At 40.3% G+C, this 17,645-nt stretch carries 13 protein-coding genes; 2 read left to right on the top strand and 11 right to left on the bottom strand.

Annotated elements, in window-relative coordinates; all coding sequences use genetic code 11:
- Positions 1-314 precede the first annotated feature (314 nt).
- The 4 genes from ACK1I8_RS21725 to ACK1I8_RS21710 all read right to left on the bottom strand — a co-directional run bounded on the left by ACK1I8_RS21725 (position 315) and on the right by ACK1I8_RS21710 (position 4,876).
- A complete protein-coding gene (locus tag ACK1I8_RS21725; protein ID WP_412467338.1) occupies positions 315-689 on the bottom strand; it encodes a hypothetical protein in 375 nt (124 codons plus the stop codon).
- A 364-nt stretch (positions 690-1,053) separates the two neighbouring features.
- The gene (locus ACK1I8_RS21720; protein ID WP_412467337.1) at positions 1,054-2,502 is read right to left on the bottom strand and encodes a M28 family peptidase; all 1,449 of its coding nucleotides are present in this window, start codon (positions 2,500-2,502) and stop codon (positions 1,054-1,056) included.
- A gap of 347 nt (positions 2,503-2,849) precedes the next feature.
- The gene (locus ACK1I8_RS21715) at positions 2,850-3,905 is read right to left on the bottom strand and encodes a TerC family protein (RefSeq protein ID WP_412469400.1); all 1,056 of its coding nucleotides are present in this window, start codon (positions 3,903-3,905) and stop codon (positions 2,850-2,852) included.
- Positions 3,905-4,876 carry a polyprenyl synthetase family protein gene (locus ACK1I8_RS21710; RefSeq protein ID WP_412467336.1) on the bottom strand — a complete coding sequence of 324 codons (972 nt, stop codon included), beginning with the start codon at positions 4,874-4,876 and terminating at the stop codon, positions 3,905-3,907. The genes ACK1I8_RS21715 and ACK1I8_RS21710 overlap by 1 nt, the downstream gene beginning before the upstream one ends.
- Positions 4,877-5,169: 293 nt before the next feature.
- Between ACK1I8_RS21710 and ACK1I8_RS21705 the strand changes: the two genes are divergently transcribed.
- Positions 5,170-6,162, top strand: coding sequence for an alpha/beta hydrolase (locus ACK1I8_RS21705; protein WP_412467335.1), 993 nt, complete (start codon positions 5,170-5,172; stop codon positions 6,160-6,162).
- Positions 6,163-6,624: 462 nt separating this feature from the next.
- On the opposite strand, the gene ACK1I8_RS21700 is transcribed toward ACK1I8_RS21705, so the two are convergent.
- The 3 genes from ACK1I8_RS21700 to ACK1I8_RS21690 form a co-directional block, all read right to left on the bottom strand.
- On the bottom strand, positions 6,625-7,593 hold the full coding sequence (locus ACK1I8_RS21700; RefSeq protein WP_412467334.1) for a YpdA family putative bacillithiol disulfide reductase: 969 nt from the start codon (positions 7,591-7,593) through the stop codon (positions 6,625-6,627).
- 134 nt (positions 7,594-7,727) lie between these two features.
- On the bottom strand, positions 7,728-9,143 hold the full coding sequence (locus ACK1I8_RS21695) for an MBL fold metallo-hydrolase (protein ID WP_412467333.1): 1,416 nt from the start codon (positions 9,141-9,143) through the stop codon (positions 7,728-7,730).
- 368 nt (positions 9,144-9,511) lie between these two features.
- The gene (locus ACK1I8_RS21690; RefSeq protein WP_412467332.1) at positions 9,512-10,531 is read right to left on the bottom strand and encodes an asparaginase; all 1,020 of its coding nucleotides are present in this window, start codon (positions 10,529-10,531) and stop codon (positions 9,512-9,514) included.
- Between the two features lie 350 nt (positions 10,532-10,881).
- Between ACK1I8_RS21690 and ACK1I8_RS21685 the strand changes: the two genes are divergently transcribed.
- A complete protein-coding gene (locus ACK1I8_RS21685) occupies positions 10,882-11,058 on the top strand; it encodes a hypothetical protein (RefSeq protein WP_412467331.1) in 177 nt (58 codons plus the stop codon).
- Positions 11,059-11,086: 28 nt separating this feature from the next.
- On the opposite strand, the gene ACK1I8_RS21680 is transcribed toward ACK1I8_RS21685, so the two are convergent.
- The 4 genes from ACK1I8_RS21680 to ACK1I8_RS21665 all read right to left on the bottom strand — a co-directional run bounded on the left by ACK1I8_RS21680 (position 11,087) and on the right by ACK1I8_RS21665 (position 17,630).
- Positions 11,087-11,854, bottom strand: coding sequence for a TatD family hydrolase (locus ACK1I8_RS21680; protein ID WP_412467330.1), 768 nt, complete (start codon positions 11,852-11,854; stop codon positions 11,087-11,089).
- A 268-nt stretch (positions 11,855-12,122) separates the two neighbouring features.
- Complete coding sequence (uvrA, locus tag ACK1I8_RS21675; RefSeq protein ID WP_412467329.1) at positions 12,123-15,038, bottom strand: excinuclease ABC subunit UvrA; 2,916 nt, start codon at positions 15,036-15,038, stop codon at positions 12,123-12,125.
- Between the two features lie 367 nt (positions 15,039-15,405).
- Entirely contained in the window at positions 15,406-16,449 is a 1,044-nt protein-coding gene (locus ACK1I8_RS21670) for a 2Fe-2S iron-sulfur cluster-binding protein (RefSeq protein ID WP_412467328.1), read from the bottom strand.
- A gap of 398 nt (positions 16,450-16,847) precedes the next feature.
- Entirely contained in the window at positions 16,848-17,630 is a 783-nt protein-coding gene (locus tag ACK1I8_RS21665) for a lytic transglycosylase domain-containing protein (protein WP_412467327.1), read from the bottom strand.
- Positions 17,631-17,645: the final 15 nt, after the last annotated feature.

Here is a 17,645-nt window from a genome sequence, read left to right as displayed (position 1 = left end):
ATTACTCCGCTTATATTTGAAGATTATGAAGTTTCATCTACTTCGGATGTAAAAGATATGATTCGCATTTTATCATTAATTCAAACCTGAAATCATAACGGAATGAATTTAACAGTAACCTTTAGATCTTATGATTTAGCTTCGAGAGCGCAAAAAACACTATGGTTGTTGCCAAAATCATGAGTACTAAAAAGAAAGCATCTGCTTTTAGTTTGCTTGTATTGTTCCTCCTAATATCTCTGGTAATATCTTTTATCTTTTTAGCAAAAGATAAAAGAACAATGAAACCAAATATAAAATAAGCTAAGTTCATATCAATGTTGTTGTATGTGGTCAGTAGTATAAAGGCAGAAGCCAAAACTGGCTACAGTAATTGCAACTCCAATTGGACCTAATACTTTTTTTGCTACGGTTCCAAAGGCCTTTTTCATTAATGGAATAGACCATGTCGACAACGTAGACTGGCTAAGCGCATATTGGCTGTGGACGTCCAAGGCAGCTACTGCGCAATTAACGTAATCTTGTGCATTTAATTTTGCATTAGCTGTGCTGATAAAAGGATTATAGTTTTTAGTGATTGCTAATGGCGACTGTGTTTCAGCGCAGGTTAATCCAATTACGGACGGTACCAAATCTTGCCTGGTAAAAAACTTTTTCGCAGGGCGCAGGAGAGTGTTGATAATTATCATTTTTAGAATTCGGATTAATTTAGATTAATAATGATTAGTTTTTGGGTAATGATTAATTCAATCCCCATTATCTGATGATTCAAATATAGTTAAGAATGCGGGCAGGTGGTAGCACTAACTTAAGTTAATGCTAAATTTTACATCAACTATCCAGAACCTTACACAAACCCCAAAAAATCTACATCAAACCTCATTCACGCAAGCTATTTGCATATTTAAATTGCTTTTTTTGGATGAATGCTGGTAGGTTCTCCTAAGCTATAACTGAAGAACAATCTTCCGAATCAACGATATAATAATCTGTGCAATCCCAACTTTTGTGTACTCACCCGCGAAGCGAAAACGCAAGAAATCACACTGCAGGTTACTTCCACCTCCACTCACCCGCAATGCTTAAAGGCTCTTTTAAATTCTGTGATTCTAAGAAAATTCTTAACTCTTCCTCCCCCTGAACACCTACCGGGATTCTCGGTGTATTGGCTAAGGCGTAAGTCAACATGGCACTATACCGTACCGTATTTTTGAGCTCCTGCTCATCAACCAGTTTGAAACTATCGCCATCTGAATGGTAAAAGGGGCCGGAATTATTAGGCAGTTTACCTCCAAAACCACCGCCGGTAGGGATACCTTCCAGCATAAATGGCTGATGATCGCTGTGCAAACCTGCACCCGCATTAAACAGATTTTTAAAGCCAGTATCTATTTTCACAATATCAGCTCCCCAGGCCGTAAACAAATCTTTCATTTCTGCCCTGGAAGTGGAGAAACCTTTCGGATCATTGGTCATATCATAGTTGAGCATAAATTTTACCTGGTTTAAAGTTTTGTCCTTTTTAGCCTGATTAATATATGCTTTAGAACCTAATAAACCCTGCTCCTCGCCCATAAACAATACAAATTCCACTGTTCGTTTGGTTTTCAAATTCAGCTTTTTAAAAGTCCGGGCCATGTCCATAATGGCGAATGAGCCAATTCCATTGTCGATAGCGCCAGTTGCCAAATCCCAGCTATCCAAATGTCCACCCACTACAATTTTATCTTTGGGTAGTTCGGTACCCTTAAAAGTAGCGATCACGTTTCTTGCTTTGATCAAACCAGAGAAATTGGTCATGGCGATATGCGCAATCTGTGGTTGGGCTTTAATCTTCTCTTTCAAAGCCATTCCATCTTCCAAACCGATACAAACGGCTGGTATCGGAATCAATTTGCCCGTTACTGAGGCGGTTCCGGTTAAAAGCACACCACCCTTTACCGTATTGATGATGATGACGCCAATAGCACCATATTTTGTAGCAATAGCGGTTTTTTCTGAACGATGTAAAGACTTCGTACGCGCAGCAGAGCCAGGCAGCACGCCAAGATAAATTAAAGCGATTTTACCTTTAAACTTTTCAGGACTGGCCTGATAATTTGCTTCTAATCCGTTACCAGCATTTACAATTTCACCAGTAATATCCGCATTTACCGGCGAATGCGCCAGCGTAACCGCCTTCATTTTGGTGAGGCCGTTTTTATCGTTACCAATTTCTACATTGAGGGTTTTTCTGGACCAGCTCTCTACTTCAAAAGGCTGAAACTTCACCTCGCAGCCATAGGACTTTAATAAATCGAAGGCATATTGCTCTGCCTTTGCTCCATTTGCCGATCCTGTTAAACGGTGACCGATGGTTTCGGTTTCATCTTTAAGGGTTTGATAAGCTTTTGAGTTTTGCTGTACATCGGCATTGATTTTAGCAAAAACATCACCAAATCTATCCTGTGCATTAGCAAATAAGGTGGTACAAAGTATCGCGGTAGAAAAAAGATATTTCATGAAGTTTAGTTTATATGCTGAAAGTACAAATTTTCAGTACAGATTGCCAGCTGTAACGTTTATTTTGCTCAATCGAGCCGTCATGAGGCTGTATCAGAATTAAAAATTCAAAAATTTATCAAGAATTAAATCGTGCAGTTTCCTCATGCTCAGCTTGACTGGGCATTTTAATGCTTTTAACGGGAAATAATACTCAACCAGTTGTAGCGTCAAGATTCCTGCCTACGCGAGAATGACAACCTCATTACAGATTATGTTCACTACAGGCACGAATCATCTCCAACCTACGAAACAGTCCCAATAGGAGTCAAAGATTCTTCGCTGCGCTCAAAATGACAAAACTTAAACTAAGGCTTTACAGGTATCTTTTTCTTCGGAAAAACCAACGAAGCTACAATACTGATGACCAGGATGCTTAAAATCACAATCAGCGAATGCTCGGTGGTAAAACCCCATTTTTCCAGGTAGGTATGCCCCAACATTTTCACGCCAATAAAAGCCAGTAAAAAAGCCAGACCCGTTTTTAAATAATGAAATTTATGAATAATATTGACCAGTAAAAAGAACATAGACCGTAAGCCCATGATGGCAAAAATATTGGAGAAAAATACAATGTAAGGGTCTTTGGTTACCGCAAAAATGGCTGGAATAGAATCCACCGCAAATAAAAGATCGGTAAATTCTACAATCAATAATACAAGAAACAATGGAGTAACCATTCTTTTATGGTTTATTTTAACAAAGAAGTTTTTACCCTCGTATTTTGGATGAATGGAAAATATTTTGGAAGCCCATTTTACTACAGGATGGTTTTCGGGATCAATTTTATCATCTTCTTCCTTGCTGAAGAACATCTTTACCCCGGTAAATACCAAAAAGGCCCCGAAAACATACAGTATCCAGGCAAATTTGGTAATCAGAGCAGCCCCCACAAAAATGAAAATAAAGCGCATGATAATGGCACCCAGTATCCCCCAGAACAATACCCGGTGATAATACTTTTCTTCTACCGCAAATGCAGAAAAGATGAGTACAATAACAAAGATATTATCAACCGAAAGCGCATACTCGATGACATAACCCGTTAAAAATTCGAGCCCAAGGTTTTGTTTGTAAACCGCTAAACTGGCATCAAAATCGTTAGGGATTAATTTAATATGGTGCTGGTGCAGGTTTACAATTTCCTGCAGATGGGCAAAATCTTTTATTCCATGCAGCTGATGCCCCTCAACCAGCAGGATAAAATAAAATCCTATCGCCAGGGCCACCATAATCACACTCATGATGCCTGCTTGTTTTAAGCTCACCACATGGTCTTTCCTGCTGAATAAACCAAGGTCTAAAGCCAGAATCAATACAATAAAAAGTAGAAAACCTAAGCTAAAAAGTAATTCGTTACCCATCATTTTTTACGTTCAGTGGTATAGAGTACAAGTTGTTCTAAACCCGTTCTGGCTTCGCCTGCATCAAAACTGTGCAGGATCTCAAATGCTTCATTTTGGTAATCCAACATTTTCTGGTTTGCATAATAAACGCCTTCTTTGGCATTTACGAAATCGATAATCTGTTGTATCTTAACCGGATCGTCCTGATGGTTTTTCACCAGGTTGATCATTTTTTTACGTTCTGCTTTTTCCGCTTTGTTTAAGGCATAGATTAAAGGTAGCGTTACTTTCTTCTCTTTAATATCAATCCCCACAGGCTTGCCTACATCATCTGTCCCGAAATCGAAAGTATCATCTTTAATCTGAAAGGCAATGCCAACTTTTTCGCCAAACAGGCGCATTTTTTCAATCGTTACGTCATCAGCACCTGCCGAAGCTGCACCCGCAGCACAACAGGAAGCAATGAGAGAAGCTGTTTTCTGGCGGATCACATCAAAATATAAATCTTCCGAAATGTCCATTCTCCGTACCTTCTCTACCTGCAGCAACTCGCCCTCACTCATCTGTTTTACCGCTTCTGATACAATCTGTAACAAACGGTGTTCATTATTGTTTACCGAAAGTAGTAATCCCTTGGCCAGCAGATAATCGCCAACCAAAACGGCAATCTTATTTTTCCATAAAGCGTTGATCGAGAAAAAGCCACGGCGTTCATAAGCATTGTCTACCACATCATCATGCACCAAAGTGGCGGTATGTAAAAGCTCAACCAAAGCCGCCCCACGGTGGGTTGATTCGGTAATTCCGCCGCATAATTTAGCCGCAAAAAACACGAACATCGGCCGCATCTGTTTGCCTTTTTGCTTTACAATATAATGGGTAATCCTATCCAGCAACGGTGCGTCGCTGTGCATCGAATCTTTAAAGGTTTTTTCAAACGCTTTAATATCAGCAGCTATAGGTGTTTTTATCTGTTCGATTCCCGGCATTAAGTCGAAAAATTTTGATTGCAAACTTAAGCTAATTTCCCATAAAAAGGTAATCTGCACGCTTATTATTAAGGATCTGGAAAACCACAGGCGGTAATCTTTAACATCTCCAGTCCTGCTATTGCCTATAGTCCTCGCCCTCATGCTTCGGACTGTGGGCTATTTGGCGTTATCAGGTTTATGCCGAAAGGGCTGTGCCGGCAAGGTCCCCTCATTGCGCACAATAAATCTCAGAAATATTAGCATTATTTACTTTCAAGCTTTACATTTAAGCTTCTCTAAAGCTGGCATCAATGAAAAAACGCTACAAAATTATTCTTGGGCTGTCTGTACTTGTGATTGCTACTTATTTATTGGGCCCAAAGCCCAAAAAGCCATTATTTAGCAAAGTGTTGACGAAAGTACCCGATCTGGCTGATCTGGACAGCTACGTAGCCAGCATCGAATCCATGCATAACATAAAACCCGGCAATGAAGCTGAAATTGTTTGGGCCGATCACCTGCACCAACAAACCAATTATGCCATTGTTTATTTACATGGTTTTTCAGCCTCAAAAACTGAAGGCAATCCGGTACATTTAAATTTAGCTAAAGCGCTGCATGCCAACCTATACCTTGCCCGCCTGGCCGATCACGGTATTGATACCCTGGCACCTATGCAATATTTTACGGCCGACCGCCTTTGGGAAACCAGTAAACAGGCATATGCCATCGGTAAAAAACTGGGCAAAAAAGTAATTTTGGTAGGGACATCTACTGGCGGCACAGTGGCCTTAAAATTAGCAGCAACCTATCCTGAGATCAACAGTCTGATTTTAATGTCGCCAAATGTGGCCATCAATGATAAAAACGCCTGGCTGCTGAACAATCCCTGGGGGCTACAGATTGCCAGAAGAGTTGTTGGAGGCGATGAACGTAAGGTAGACGACCGCACCGTAGCATACAAAAAATACTGGTACACCAATTATCGGCTCGAATCGTTGGTAGAACTAGAAGAGTTTATTGAGAGGAGTATGATTAAAAAAACATTCCAAAAGGTAAAACAACCTGTTTTAATGCTCTATTATTATAAAAATGAACTCGAACAGGATCCCGTTGTTCGCGTGGATGCTATGCTGAAAATGTTTGATGAACTGGCTACGCCGGATCACTTAAAAATAAAAGTGGCTCTACCAAATGTTGGAAACCATGTGATGGGTTCGTATATTACTTCGAAAGATTTGCCGGGTGTAGAAACCGCAATTGAAAGTTTTGTAAGAAGTACGCTAAAGGTCGACGTTCAATAATGGCTTCATCCCCTATATGCAGCCAATAAGCGAAGTTATTTCATCTGTTTTTTTACTACTTTTTTTTTGTATTCTATTTTATCAAAGAAAACAGGCATGCTTTTAATCGGAAATTACCACTCAGTATCTTTTTAACTTTAGGTTTAGGCTTTAATGTATTATTAGTCAAAACGAGTGTGATTGCAGCATTTTTTAATCCCTGGAAAAGTGGATGAACAGTCTATCCACCATTATCAGTAAAAGCCAAATCAACGGAGGTTAACGCAGCAACAGGATTTGCAGCAACTGTTTTTACCCCACTCAATGCACTATTGGCTATCCAAATTTTGGTAATCGCATTAATGTTGCGTGCGGCTTATAAATATGGTAAATCAAAGAAAATGATTTCAGAGCTTTAGCGTTGCAGACTTAGGGGTTGCTTGCCGAACTGGACAATTGCAAAGACTCGGAAGAATGCTCCCCTTAGCCCAAAATATTCTTCACAATCATTTCAGCATGTACCCTCGAGTTTTCGATAAACAGTTTGTGGGTATCTAATCCACCGCAAACTACACCTGCAAGGTACAATCCTTTTACATTGGTTTCCATGGTTTCTTCGTTGTAAGCCGGGCAAAGGCTTTCGGGCAGGTCGATTCCGAATTTTCTTAACATCGAAAAATCCGGTTGGTAACCCGTCATCGCAATTACAAAATCATTTGGAATGGTTTTTATTCCTTCGGGCGTTTTAATGTCAACCTCACCCTCTCGTATTTCAACCAATTCCGAATGGAAAAGAGCAGTAATTTCGCCTTCCTTTATTCTGTTCTGTATATCCGGACGAACCCAATATTTAACATGGGGACCAAGTTCACCGCTTCTCACCACCATGGTTACATTTGCACCTTTACGATAAGTTTCCAAAGCGGCATCTACCCCTGAGTTATTGGCACCAACCACTACTACATTCTGAAAAGCATACAAATGCGGATCTTTATAATAATGTGTTACTTTTGGTAAATCCTCTCCCGGAACGTTCATCAATAAAGGCACATCATAAAAACCTGTAGCCACAATCACATTAGCAGCCGTATAATTGGTTTTACTGGTATTAACTTCGAAAACATTATGATCGTTTTTAACCACCTGCTGTACCCTTTCGAAAAGATGGATGTTTAAATCGAATTTTTCCGCCACGCGACGATAATATTCTACAGCTTCGTTACGGTTTGGTTTTGGGTTGATGGTGACGAAAGGTACACCTCCTATCTCCAACTTTTGCGAAGTGGAAAAGAAGGTCATAAATACCGGATAATTGAACAAGCTATTAACCAAAGCCCCTTTTTCGATAATAATGTAGCTTAGGTTTGCTTTCTGGGCTTCAATTGCACTGGCCATCCCAATCGGGCCGGCACCAATAATTAGTACGTCGTAGTGATTTTGATTTTCAGACATCTGAATGTTTTAAATTGTAATCGTCATATCGACTAAAGCACAGTCTTCCACGCTGTTCGGGAAGAGATCCATTTCAATAGATTTCTCGACTACACCGCGTTCCGCTCGAAATGACGATCTTTTTCAGTGACGAATTATGACACCTTCATTGCTTTACTTGGACAGGCGAAATCCGTTCTTTTTAAGCCGGTATTTTTTATGGCGCCATAACCACCCGCTACATCAATTACATTTTCTACCCCACGCGATTTCAAAATAGAGGCGGCAATCATGGAGCGGTAACCACCTGCACAGTGAATGTAATAAGTAGCTTTAGGATTGATCTCGCCAGTCCAGTCGTTAATAAAATCCAACGGACGGCTAAGCGTAAACTCCAAATGTTCCGCCTCATATTCGCCCGGCTTACGCACATCGAGCGCAGTAATTTCTCCATTTGAAGCAGCCTCTTCAAAAGCATCTGCAGAAATCGTTTCAATGGTATCAATTTCTTTTCCGGCATCTGTCCATCTTTCAAACCCACCATCCAAATAACCAATGGTATTATCATAACCCACGCGGGTTAAACGGGTGATGGTTTCTTCTTCTTTCCCTTGTTCGGTAATCAATAAAATCGGTTGTTGCAAATCGCTGATCAAAGCACCAACCCAGGGCGCAAACTGCCCATTTAAACCAATATTGATCGAATTAGGAATAAAGCCTTTTGCAAAAACCTGCGGATCCCGGGTATCCAGCATAACGGCACCGGTTTGGTTCGCCAGATCCTCAAACTGTTGTGGAGTTAAGGCATTTAATCCTTTCTCATAAATATCATCAATACTTTCTACTCCACCTCTATTGATGGCTGCATTCTTAGCAAAATATTGTGGAGGAGGCATAATACCATCCGTAACTTCGGTAATAAATTGTTCTTTGGTTTCAGCCTTTAAAGCATAATTAACCTGTTTCTGATGCCCTAAGGTATCGAAAGTTTCTTTACTCATGCTTTTACCACAGGCCGAACCAGCGCCGTGGGCCGGGTAAACAATTACGTCATCAGCCAGTGGCTTTATCTTTTCATTTAACGAATCGTAAAGCATTCCGGCTAAATCATCCATTGTTAAATTACCTTTTTGCGCTAAATCAGGCCGGCCAACATCACCAATAAACAAAGTATCGCCACTAAAAATGCAATGATCTTTTCCATTTTCGTCGGTCAACAGGTAAGTGGTCGATTCTAAGGTATGCCCTGGTGTGTGTAGCGCGGTTATGGTTAGCTTACCGATTTTAAATTGCTCGCCATCTTTAGCAATGTGCGCTTTAAATTCGGTTTTGGCAGTTGGTCCGTAAATAATCTCAGCACCCGATTTTTCGGCTAAATCAACGTGACCGGAAACAAAATCGGCATGAAAATGCGTTTCGAAAATATATTTAATGGTGGCGCCAGCTTTTTCTGCCTTCTTTAAATAGGTTGCAACTTCTCTTAAAGGGTCTATAATGGCAGCTTCGCCATCACTCTCAATGTAGTAAGCAGCTTCTGCCAGGCAACCTGTATATATCTGTTCTATTTTCATGTTTCTTTGTAACGTCACCCTGAATTCATTTCAGGGTCTTACAAAAAGATGCTGAAACAAGTTCAGCATGACGATTTATCATAGCAAAAATAGCGCTAAATACTGATAACCGAAATGATGCTGCTCATAATTGCAGAAGTTTTACTTATTCTAATACAGAGCCCGCGGGTTTCGGTGATGTGTGAGATTTTGAAAGGGTGGGTTTTGCGTTAGGGATTGTAAGGGTTTAGTGCCGAGCTTTATCGGCACCGGAGCGAAGCGTAGCCCTGAAAAGCCCGACCCTTTCCCGATTTTTCATCGGGATTGTTTAGCCGTTACAATTAACTTGTCTGCCCTAAACATTTCCCACGCCTTACAGGATTACGACATTAATCTTTACTCAACTCGCCCCTTAACGGTTCATCCATCAGTTTCCGGCTTTCTTCTACCGATAAACCTAAGCCCATTACGAACATCAATTTGGTTACCGTGGCTTCAAAAGTTAAATCATAACCGCTTACAATCCCCATTTTTAACAATTCCCTGCTGGTTTCGTAGCGTCCTAACTGCACAGAGCCTTTTTTACATTGAGAAATATCGATAATGATTTTTCCGTTTAAAATGGCCTGCCTCAAACTATCTAAAAACCATCGCGCAGTGGAAGTATTGCCTGAACCAAAAGTTTCTAAAATAATGGCATCAACTTTAGAATCGGTAATAGCCTGAACCGCTTGTGGTGTAATCCCAGGATATAATTTGAGTACGCCAATGTTTGAATTAAAATTGGTATGCAATTTTAACTTGCCACCAGTAGCTTTCAAAATATAATTTCTGTGAAACTGTAAATGTACCCCAGCTTCTGCAAGTACCGGATAATTTGGCGATCGGAAAGCCTCAAACTTTTCGCTGTTATATTTTATTGAGCGGTTGCCCCTGAATAATTGTGCATCAAAATAAATGCAAACTTCAGGAAATAATGCTTTACCATCTTCTTTGGTTGCCGCAATCTCTAAAGCAGTGATCAGATTCTCTTTCGCATCGGTCCTGATTTCCCCGATTGGGAGTTGCGACCCGGTCAAAATAACCGGTTTATCCAAATTTTCGAGCATAAAACTCAGTGCCGAAGCGGTGAAGGCCATCGTATCTGATCCGTGCAGGATCACAAAGCCATCATACTGATCATATTTATGGTAAATGAGTTCTGCCAATGTTTTCCATATTTCGGGATCCATATTTGATGAATCCAAAACCGGATTAAAAGAATGTACATCTAAATGATAATCTAAACGGCCCAGTTCTGGAACGTTTTCTTTGATCTGCTCGAAATCAAACGGAACCAACATTCCGTTTATAGGGTCGTTAACCATACCGATGGTGCCACCGGTATAGATAATAAGTATTTTGGTCATTTGGTTTAGTGAAGGTTGCTCAGCGCAAAGAAACTAAAAATTTAGAAATGATCGGGCGATATTTTTAAACCAGCAATAAAAAAACTAAAAAACAACATATTTTTATCAAAATAATAAAATGAAAGGCGATATTTTGCAATATAAGAAATCATTAGCACCAAGTTATGTATTGGAAAGACCTCGGCAGGCTTCTCCGTTAAAACACGCTTCGTGATTATTCAAAAGTCCCAAAGATGGGGTGTCATTTTTGACTAATGCGCAGGACGAAAAAATTACCCCGAAAAATTTCTCGGCTATGTTGTATTCCTCCCGAAACGCTATAGGCTAACGACTAACTTAAGTTCGATATTATGTGCAGGAAAGATGCTGATCACGCAGTAGCTACAAGGCAATTGAAAACACTGGCACTACTTGTAAAACAGGTTCAACATGATGCTGCAGACAAACCTATCGATATAGATTTCCCTACCGAACGTTCCGGACCACGCTTCATCCGACAGCTATCGGATCGAAATAACGAATTGTAAGGATTGACTGAAGACTTCGGACTAAACCTTAAACTCCAAAAATCTTTTTCGAATTCTCCGTAGTCACATTTGCTATTTTTTCTATGGCAACGCCGTAAATATCAGCCAGTTTTTGTGCAATATAAATCAGGTAACTGCTTTCATTGGGTTTACCGCGGAATGGAACTGGAGCCAGATAAGGTGAATCTGTTTCGAGAACCAGATCAGCCAACGGAATATCGGCAAGTACGGCATCCAAACCTGCTTTCTTATAGGTAACCACACCACCAATACCCAGGTAAAAATTTAAATCAATAGCCCGTTGTGCCTGCGCCAAATCCCCGGTGAAACAATGGAATATACCGCGTAATTTTTCATCCCTTTCACTTTCCAATACTTCAAAAACTTCGTCAAAAGCTTCTCTGCAATGGATCACAATTGGCAATCCTAAATCTTTTGCCCAGCCAATCTGTTTACGGAAAGCATCCTGCTGAATAGCCAAAGTTGATTTATCCCAATACAAATCAATTCCAATTTCTCCAATGGCATAAATTTTCCGCCCGGCAATACTGTTGTAAATGAAGTCCAGTTGCACGGGATAGTCCTCCTTAACGTCACAGGGATGCAAACCAGCCATTGCAAAGCAGTTTGCCGGATATTTTGCCACCAGGTCATCAATCATCGCAATTGATTTCACATCAACATTTGGCAAAAACAAACGGTTTACATTGTTTTCAAAACAACGCTCCATTAATTGAGCCTGTTTCTCGGCATCCTGTTCGTAATATAAATGGGTATGGGTATCGGTAAAAAGCATATTTTTAATGTAAAATGGATGATGTAAAAATGGATCTTAACGGTTTATTAATTGTATTGTAAAAGTTAATTTAAACCGGACGTGTCAGCTCAAACTCCTCGAAACAACTCAGTTTAAAAAAGTTCTTCTACAGGCCACCAATAACAGATTCCGGCAGATTATTCATCATTCCCGCGCAAGCGGGAACCTTGAACTGCTCCGCAAAACTAATCTTAAAGCGCTTGCATTAAACTTCCCAATCAAGTTGGTAATGACGATTCTCCGCAGCCTATTTCTTCACAGCTTTGCTTTTCTTCGGCGCTTTAATTTCCGGCTCCGGACTTCCGGCTGCGTGCTCCGGACGATATTCCATTTCTTTTTTCAAAAATTTTCCGGTTAAACTGATCGGGTTCTGGATCAAACCTTCCGGTGTGCCTTCGAATAAAATCCTTCCGCCGCCAGCACCGCCTTCCTCACCCAGATCGATTACCCAATCGGCAACTTTAACCACGTCTAAATTATGTTCAATCACCAAAATGGTATTTCCCTTATCAACCAGTTCCTGTAACACACCTAAAAGCACATTAATATCTTCGAAATGAAGTCCTGTAGTTGGTTCATCTAAAATATAGAAGGTTTTTCCGGTATCTTTCTTAGAAAGTTCAGTGGCCAGTTTTACACGTTGGGCCTCCCCTCCCGATAGCGTAACCGACGATTGGCCTAAAGTGATATATCCCAAGCCAACATCTTTTAAGGTTTTAATCTTTCTATAGATAACCGGAATATTTTCAAAGAAAGTACAAGCGTCTTCGATACTCATATCCAATACATCACTGATCGATTTTCCACGGAAACGAACTTCCAGGGTCTCCCTGTTGTATCTTCTTCCACCGCACTCTTCGCAAGGCACCTGCACATCAGGCAGAAAGTTCATTTCGATTACCTTTAAACCCGCGCCCTGACAGGTTTCGCAACGGCCACCCTTTACGTTAAAAGAAAAACGGCCGGGTTTGTAACCACGGATTTTCGCTTCAGGCAATTGAACAAACAAATTCCTGATATCAGAAAAAACCCCGGTATAGGTAGATGGATTTGAACGTGGCGTTCTGCCAATGGGCGCCTGATCGATCTCTATTACCTTATCAATTTCTTTTAAGCCATTGATCTTTTCGTAAGGCAAAGGTGTTTTCTTAGCTCTGAAGAAATGATGATTTAAAATCGGATATAAAGTTTCGGTAATTAAACTCGATTTTCCACTGCCCGAAACGCCGGTTACGGCAATAAATTTACCCAAAGGGAAATCGACAGAAACCTTTTTTAAATTATGGCCTGTGGCTTTAATTAGTGACAACTTATGCCCATTGCCTTTTCTGCGGACTTTTGGTGTTTCAATACTTCTTTTACCATTCAGGTAGTCAGCGGTTAAAGTATCCGACTTCAGAATCTGTGCTGCGGTTCCTTCTGCAACCACTGTCCCTCCATGAATGCCCGCACCCGGACCAACATCAATAACCCAGTCGGCCTCCAGAATCATATCCTTATCGTGTTCTACCACCAGAACCGTATTTCCAAGATCACGCAGATTTTTAAGGGCATTGATCAAACGTTCGTTATCACGCTGGTGCAAACCAATGCTTGGCTCATCGAGAATGTACATGACGTTCATCAATTGCGAACCGATCTGCGTAGCTAAACGGATACGTTGCGCCTCACCACCAGAAAGTGTACGTGCAGTACGGTCTAAAGTTAAATAGGTTAACCCTACATCAGTTAAAAAACCGATCCTGGCTTTGATTTCCTTTAGAATTTCTTTGGCGATAATATTCTGACGTTCAGACAGGCGCTCCTCAACTTTTTCGAACCATTGATGGAGATTGTTGATATCCATCGACGAAAGTTCGAAAATGTTTTTGCCATCTACTTTAAAATGTAAACTTTCTTTTTTCAAACGCGCCCCATGACATTCCGGACAGGTTTTCAGTTTCCTGAATTCGTCCATGTCATCCGATGCAGATTCGCTTCTTTTCTCATTTTGCTCTTCGAGCATTTTAATAATACCATCGAAAGTAATATTATAATTCTGAACATTCCATTTATTGTATTCTACCTCAACCTTGATCAGGTCAGGTGAACCGTTTAAAATGATATTGATGACTTCGTCGCTTAACTTTTCGATTGGAGTAGAAAGTGAGAAACTGTATTTTTTGGCTAACGCCTTTAATACCTGGAACATCCAAATGTCGCGGTATTCACCCAATGGAGCCAGGCCACCATTCAAAATACTCAATTTTGGATTCGGCATAACCGATTCTTTATCCACCACAAAAATATAGCCTAAACCATCGCAACGCTCACAAGCCCCATAAGGCGAATTGAAAGAAAAACTATTGGGTTGAGGTTCATCATAAGAGATACCCGTGGTCGGACACATCAAAAATTTACTAAAATGCGCTACATTATTATCTTTATCGCTGATTTTGATGACACCCTTACCCATTTTCATTGCGGTTTGAAGGGAATCCAGCAGACGTTTTTTATCTTTTACATCAATAATTAAACGGTCGATCACCACCTCAATATCGTGGATTTTATACCGATCCACCTGCATTTTAGCGGTAATATCCTTAATCTCCCCGTCTACACGCACTTTTACATAACCCTGTTTACGGATCTGCTCAAAAAGCTCACGGTAATGCCCTTTTCTGCCTTTAACCACCGGCGCAAGAATATTTACCGCTAAACCATCAAATTTATTGAAGATATTCTGGAGGATCTGATCTTCACTCATACGCTCCATTTTCTCACCCGTATTGTACGAATAAGCATCAGCCACACGGGCATAAAGCAAACGCATAAAATCGTAAATTTCGGTAATGGTACCTACGGTAGAGCGCGGGTTCTTGCTGGTGGTTTTTTGCTCAATGGCAATAACCGGACTTAAACCCGAAACTTTGTCTACATCCGGGCGCTCCATACCGCCCATGAACTGGCGGCTGTAGGCGCTGAAAGTTTCCATGTATCGGCGCTGACCTTCAGCATAAATGGTATCAAAAGCCAGGGAAGATTTACCGCTTCCACTTAAACCTGTAATCACCACGAGTTCGTTTCGCGGAAAGCTTACGTCTATATTCTTTAAATTATGTACCCTCGCACCATATACTTCTACATCTTTTTGCTCACCGAGGTCGACAGATTTATTGCTCATATTTTATTTAAAGTTGGGACCTAAAACCGGGCTTAAAAAAGGCCAGATTTCAATCCGCAAAAATGCTAAAAATTTTATCAAAAAGAAAGTTTAAACCGATATGTATTAAGGATTAATTGTCATAATATCAGCATTAATCTCTACAAAAATCACATGCTACAAACAACACAATCAACTACACATATGTTTTATATTTATCGTATCGTCATCCTGAATTATTTCGGGGGCTTTATCGATAAAAAGATGCTGAAATAAATTCGATAGCTATCGGATCAGCATGACAATTGAGATTATGATGACTACTTTTAAAATGGAAACATTGCTATCAACATTATATCCAGCAACAATGAAATTACTATAGCTATTACTACCACTCAATCGTCGTTCCGTTCTCCGTAGGGTGGCCGGTACAAACCAAAACCCGGCCCCTTTCCAACTCATCATCGGTAAGCACTTCGTTATAATCCATTCTTACCCCACCTTTGGTACAATGGGCCACGCAGGTACTGCATACGCCCCCACGACAGCTGTAAGGTAATTTAATCTTATTTTCAAGCGCAACATCCAGAATTCTTTTTGGCCATGGCACAGCAAAATTGTACGTTTTGCCTTCAAAATTTAAAATAACGGAGTAGGTATTTTTATCCACTACTTTTTCAGAGCTGTCATCTTCATCAACCTCATCCTCTGGCAACACGAAGGTTTCTCTTTTGATCTGTTTAATATCGAAGCCCATTCCCAATAAGGTAATCCGGCATAAATCCATATAGATGATAGGTCCGCAACTGTAAAACAGTGCTTGATCCCGTTCGAAATGTAAATGTTCTTTAACCAGTTTTTCGATATAAAATCTGTTTAGCCTGGCCGTCATTAGGTTTTTGCTGTTGCTAAAAACCCAGACTATTTTTAATCTATCCGGATATTTTTGTTGCCATTCAATCAATTCGTCATAAAATAATGCGTCTTCTTTCGATCGGTTGCTATATATCAAAGTAATCAACGATTTTTTCTCACGCACCAGTGCTGTTTTCAAAATCGAGAATAGAGGTGTAATCCCAACGCCTGCAGCAAAAAGAAAAAGATCTCTTTCCAGATTTTCATCTGGAATGTAACTAAACAAACCCTGTGGTTCCTGTGCCAAAAGAATATCATTTACCGAAGTTCTATGATGCAAAAACCTGGAGATCTCTCCATTTTCTACCCGCTTTACCGTGATGGCCAAAGGCTCATCCACATCAGGCGAACTGTTAAATGAATATGATCTTCTTATCTCCTGATGTTTACCCTGAAAAACCAACGAAACAAACTGACCAGCAAGATACTCCGGATATTTTTGATCCATCTCTTCTAACTGAAACGTAATGTTATCTCCAGGTTGGTTGATTATTTTATTGATGCGCAGTTTGAACATATTGCAAAGAAAGGAAATTATTAGTTTATTAGTTCATTGGCCGGTAGTTCATTGGTGAATGCAAATCGTAAACTGTTAATTGGTTCATTAGCCATTTGTTTATTGGCAACTGCAAACCGCCAAATAGAAACTGTTAACAGGTTTTAGGGCTTAGGGTTTAGGGTTTAGGGTTTAGGGTTTAGGAGAAACACCGATCAGAGAAACTTGTGTTTTGTAATAATGGAAATTTATAATAATGATCAAATATATTAAGATATACGTGCACTTAAATGACCTTACATTTCTTATGTGGTAAAACCATTCCGTGTTAATCCATGCTGCCGTGGCCTTCAAATAAAAAGCGTCCCGATACTCAAACCGGGACGCCTTACCAAATGCTTGTCTTTATCTTAATTATATTATCCGCCGTTATAGGCCAATAATACCCTCGGTTTTTTGTAACCGTAACGTTTCGGGTGTTCCATAATCTGCTTCATGGAAATTACTTTATAAACGTAGCCCCCGGTTTCACGGTTCAACCTCATTTTGTAGTAATTGTCCTGATTTTGATTATTGATCTGCTTGCGCAAACGGCCGTCGCCCACATTGTAGGCCGCAGCCACCAATGTCCAGCTTTCCAAACCCTTATACATTTCTTTAATGTATTTGCAGGCAGCAATTGTAGATTTGCGTAGGTTATAACGCTCATCAACATTCCCGTTTACTTTTAATCCATAATTGCGTGCAGTACCCGGCATAAACTGCCAGATTCCGGCAGCGCCTTTAGGCGAAGTCCCTTCAGTCATTCCAGATTCGACCAAAGCCAAATACTTAAAATCGTTTGGGATACCATAAGCGGCAAGTATGGGTTCGATAACCGGGAACCATTTTGCTGCTTTTTGATGCAAAAGATTGGTTTGTGTGTTCTTGTAACTGTGTGCGGCCAAAATTTTCTTCATTTTTCTTTCCACCCTTTTATCGCCTAAAGGCAGGGTTTCATCCGCGAAATTTAACTGGGCCATTAAAGAAAGAGGTTTCGCAACGTCTTCAACTTTTATGCTATCAGTTTTTGTTATTGTAGAGCTTAATTTTTCTTCCTTAAAAAGACTTTTTTGTGCTAAGGGCATTTGGTAAGTGAACACTTTTGCCAAGATAAATAGTGTTGCCACTACTGAAAATGGTACGATGTGTTTCTTTAACATTCTCCTCCTTTTTTT

Origin of the sequence: Pedobacter sp. KLB.chiD (genome assembly GCF_047040275.1) — a bacterium.
Taxonomy (GTDB): domain Bacteria; phylum Bacteroidota; class Bacteroidia; order Sphingobacteriales; family Sphingobacteriaceae; genus Pedobacter.
Note: the sequence above shows the minus strand (reverse complement) of the source record. Positions and strands in the feature narration are given on the sequence as shown.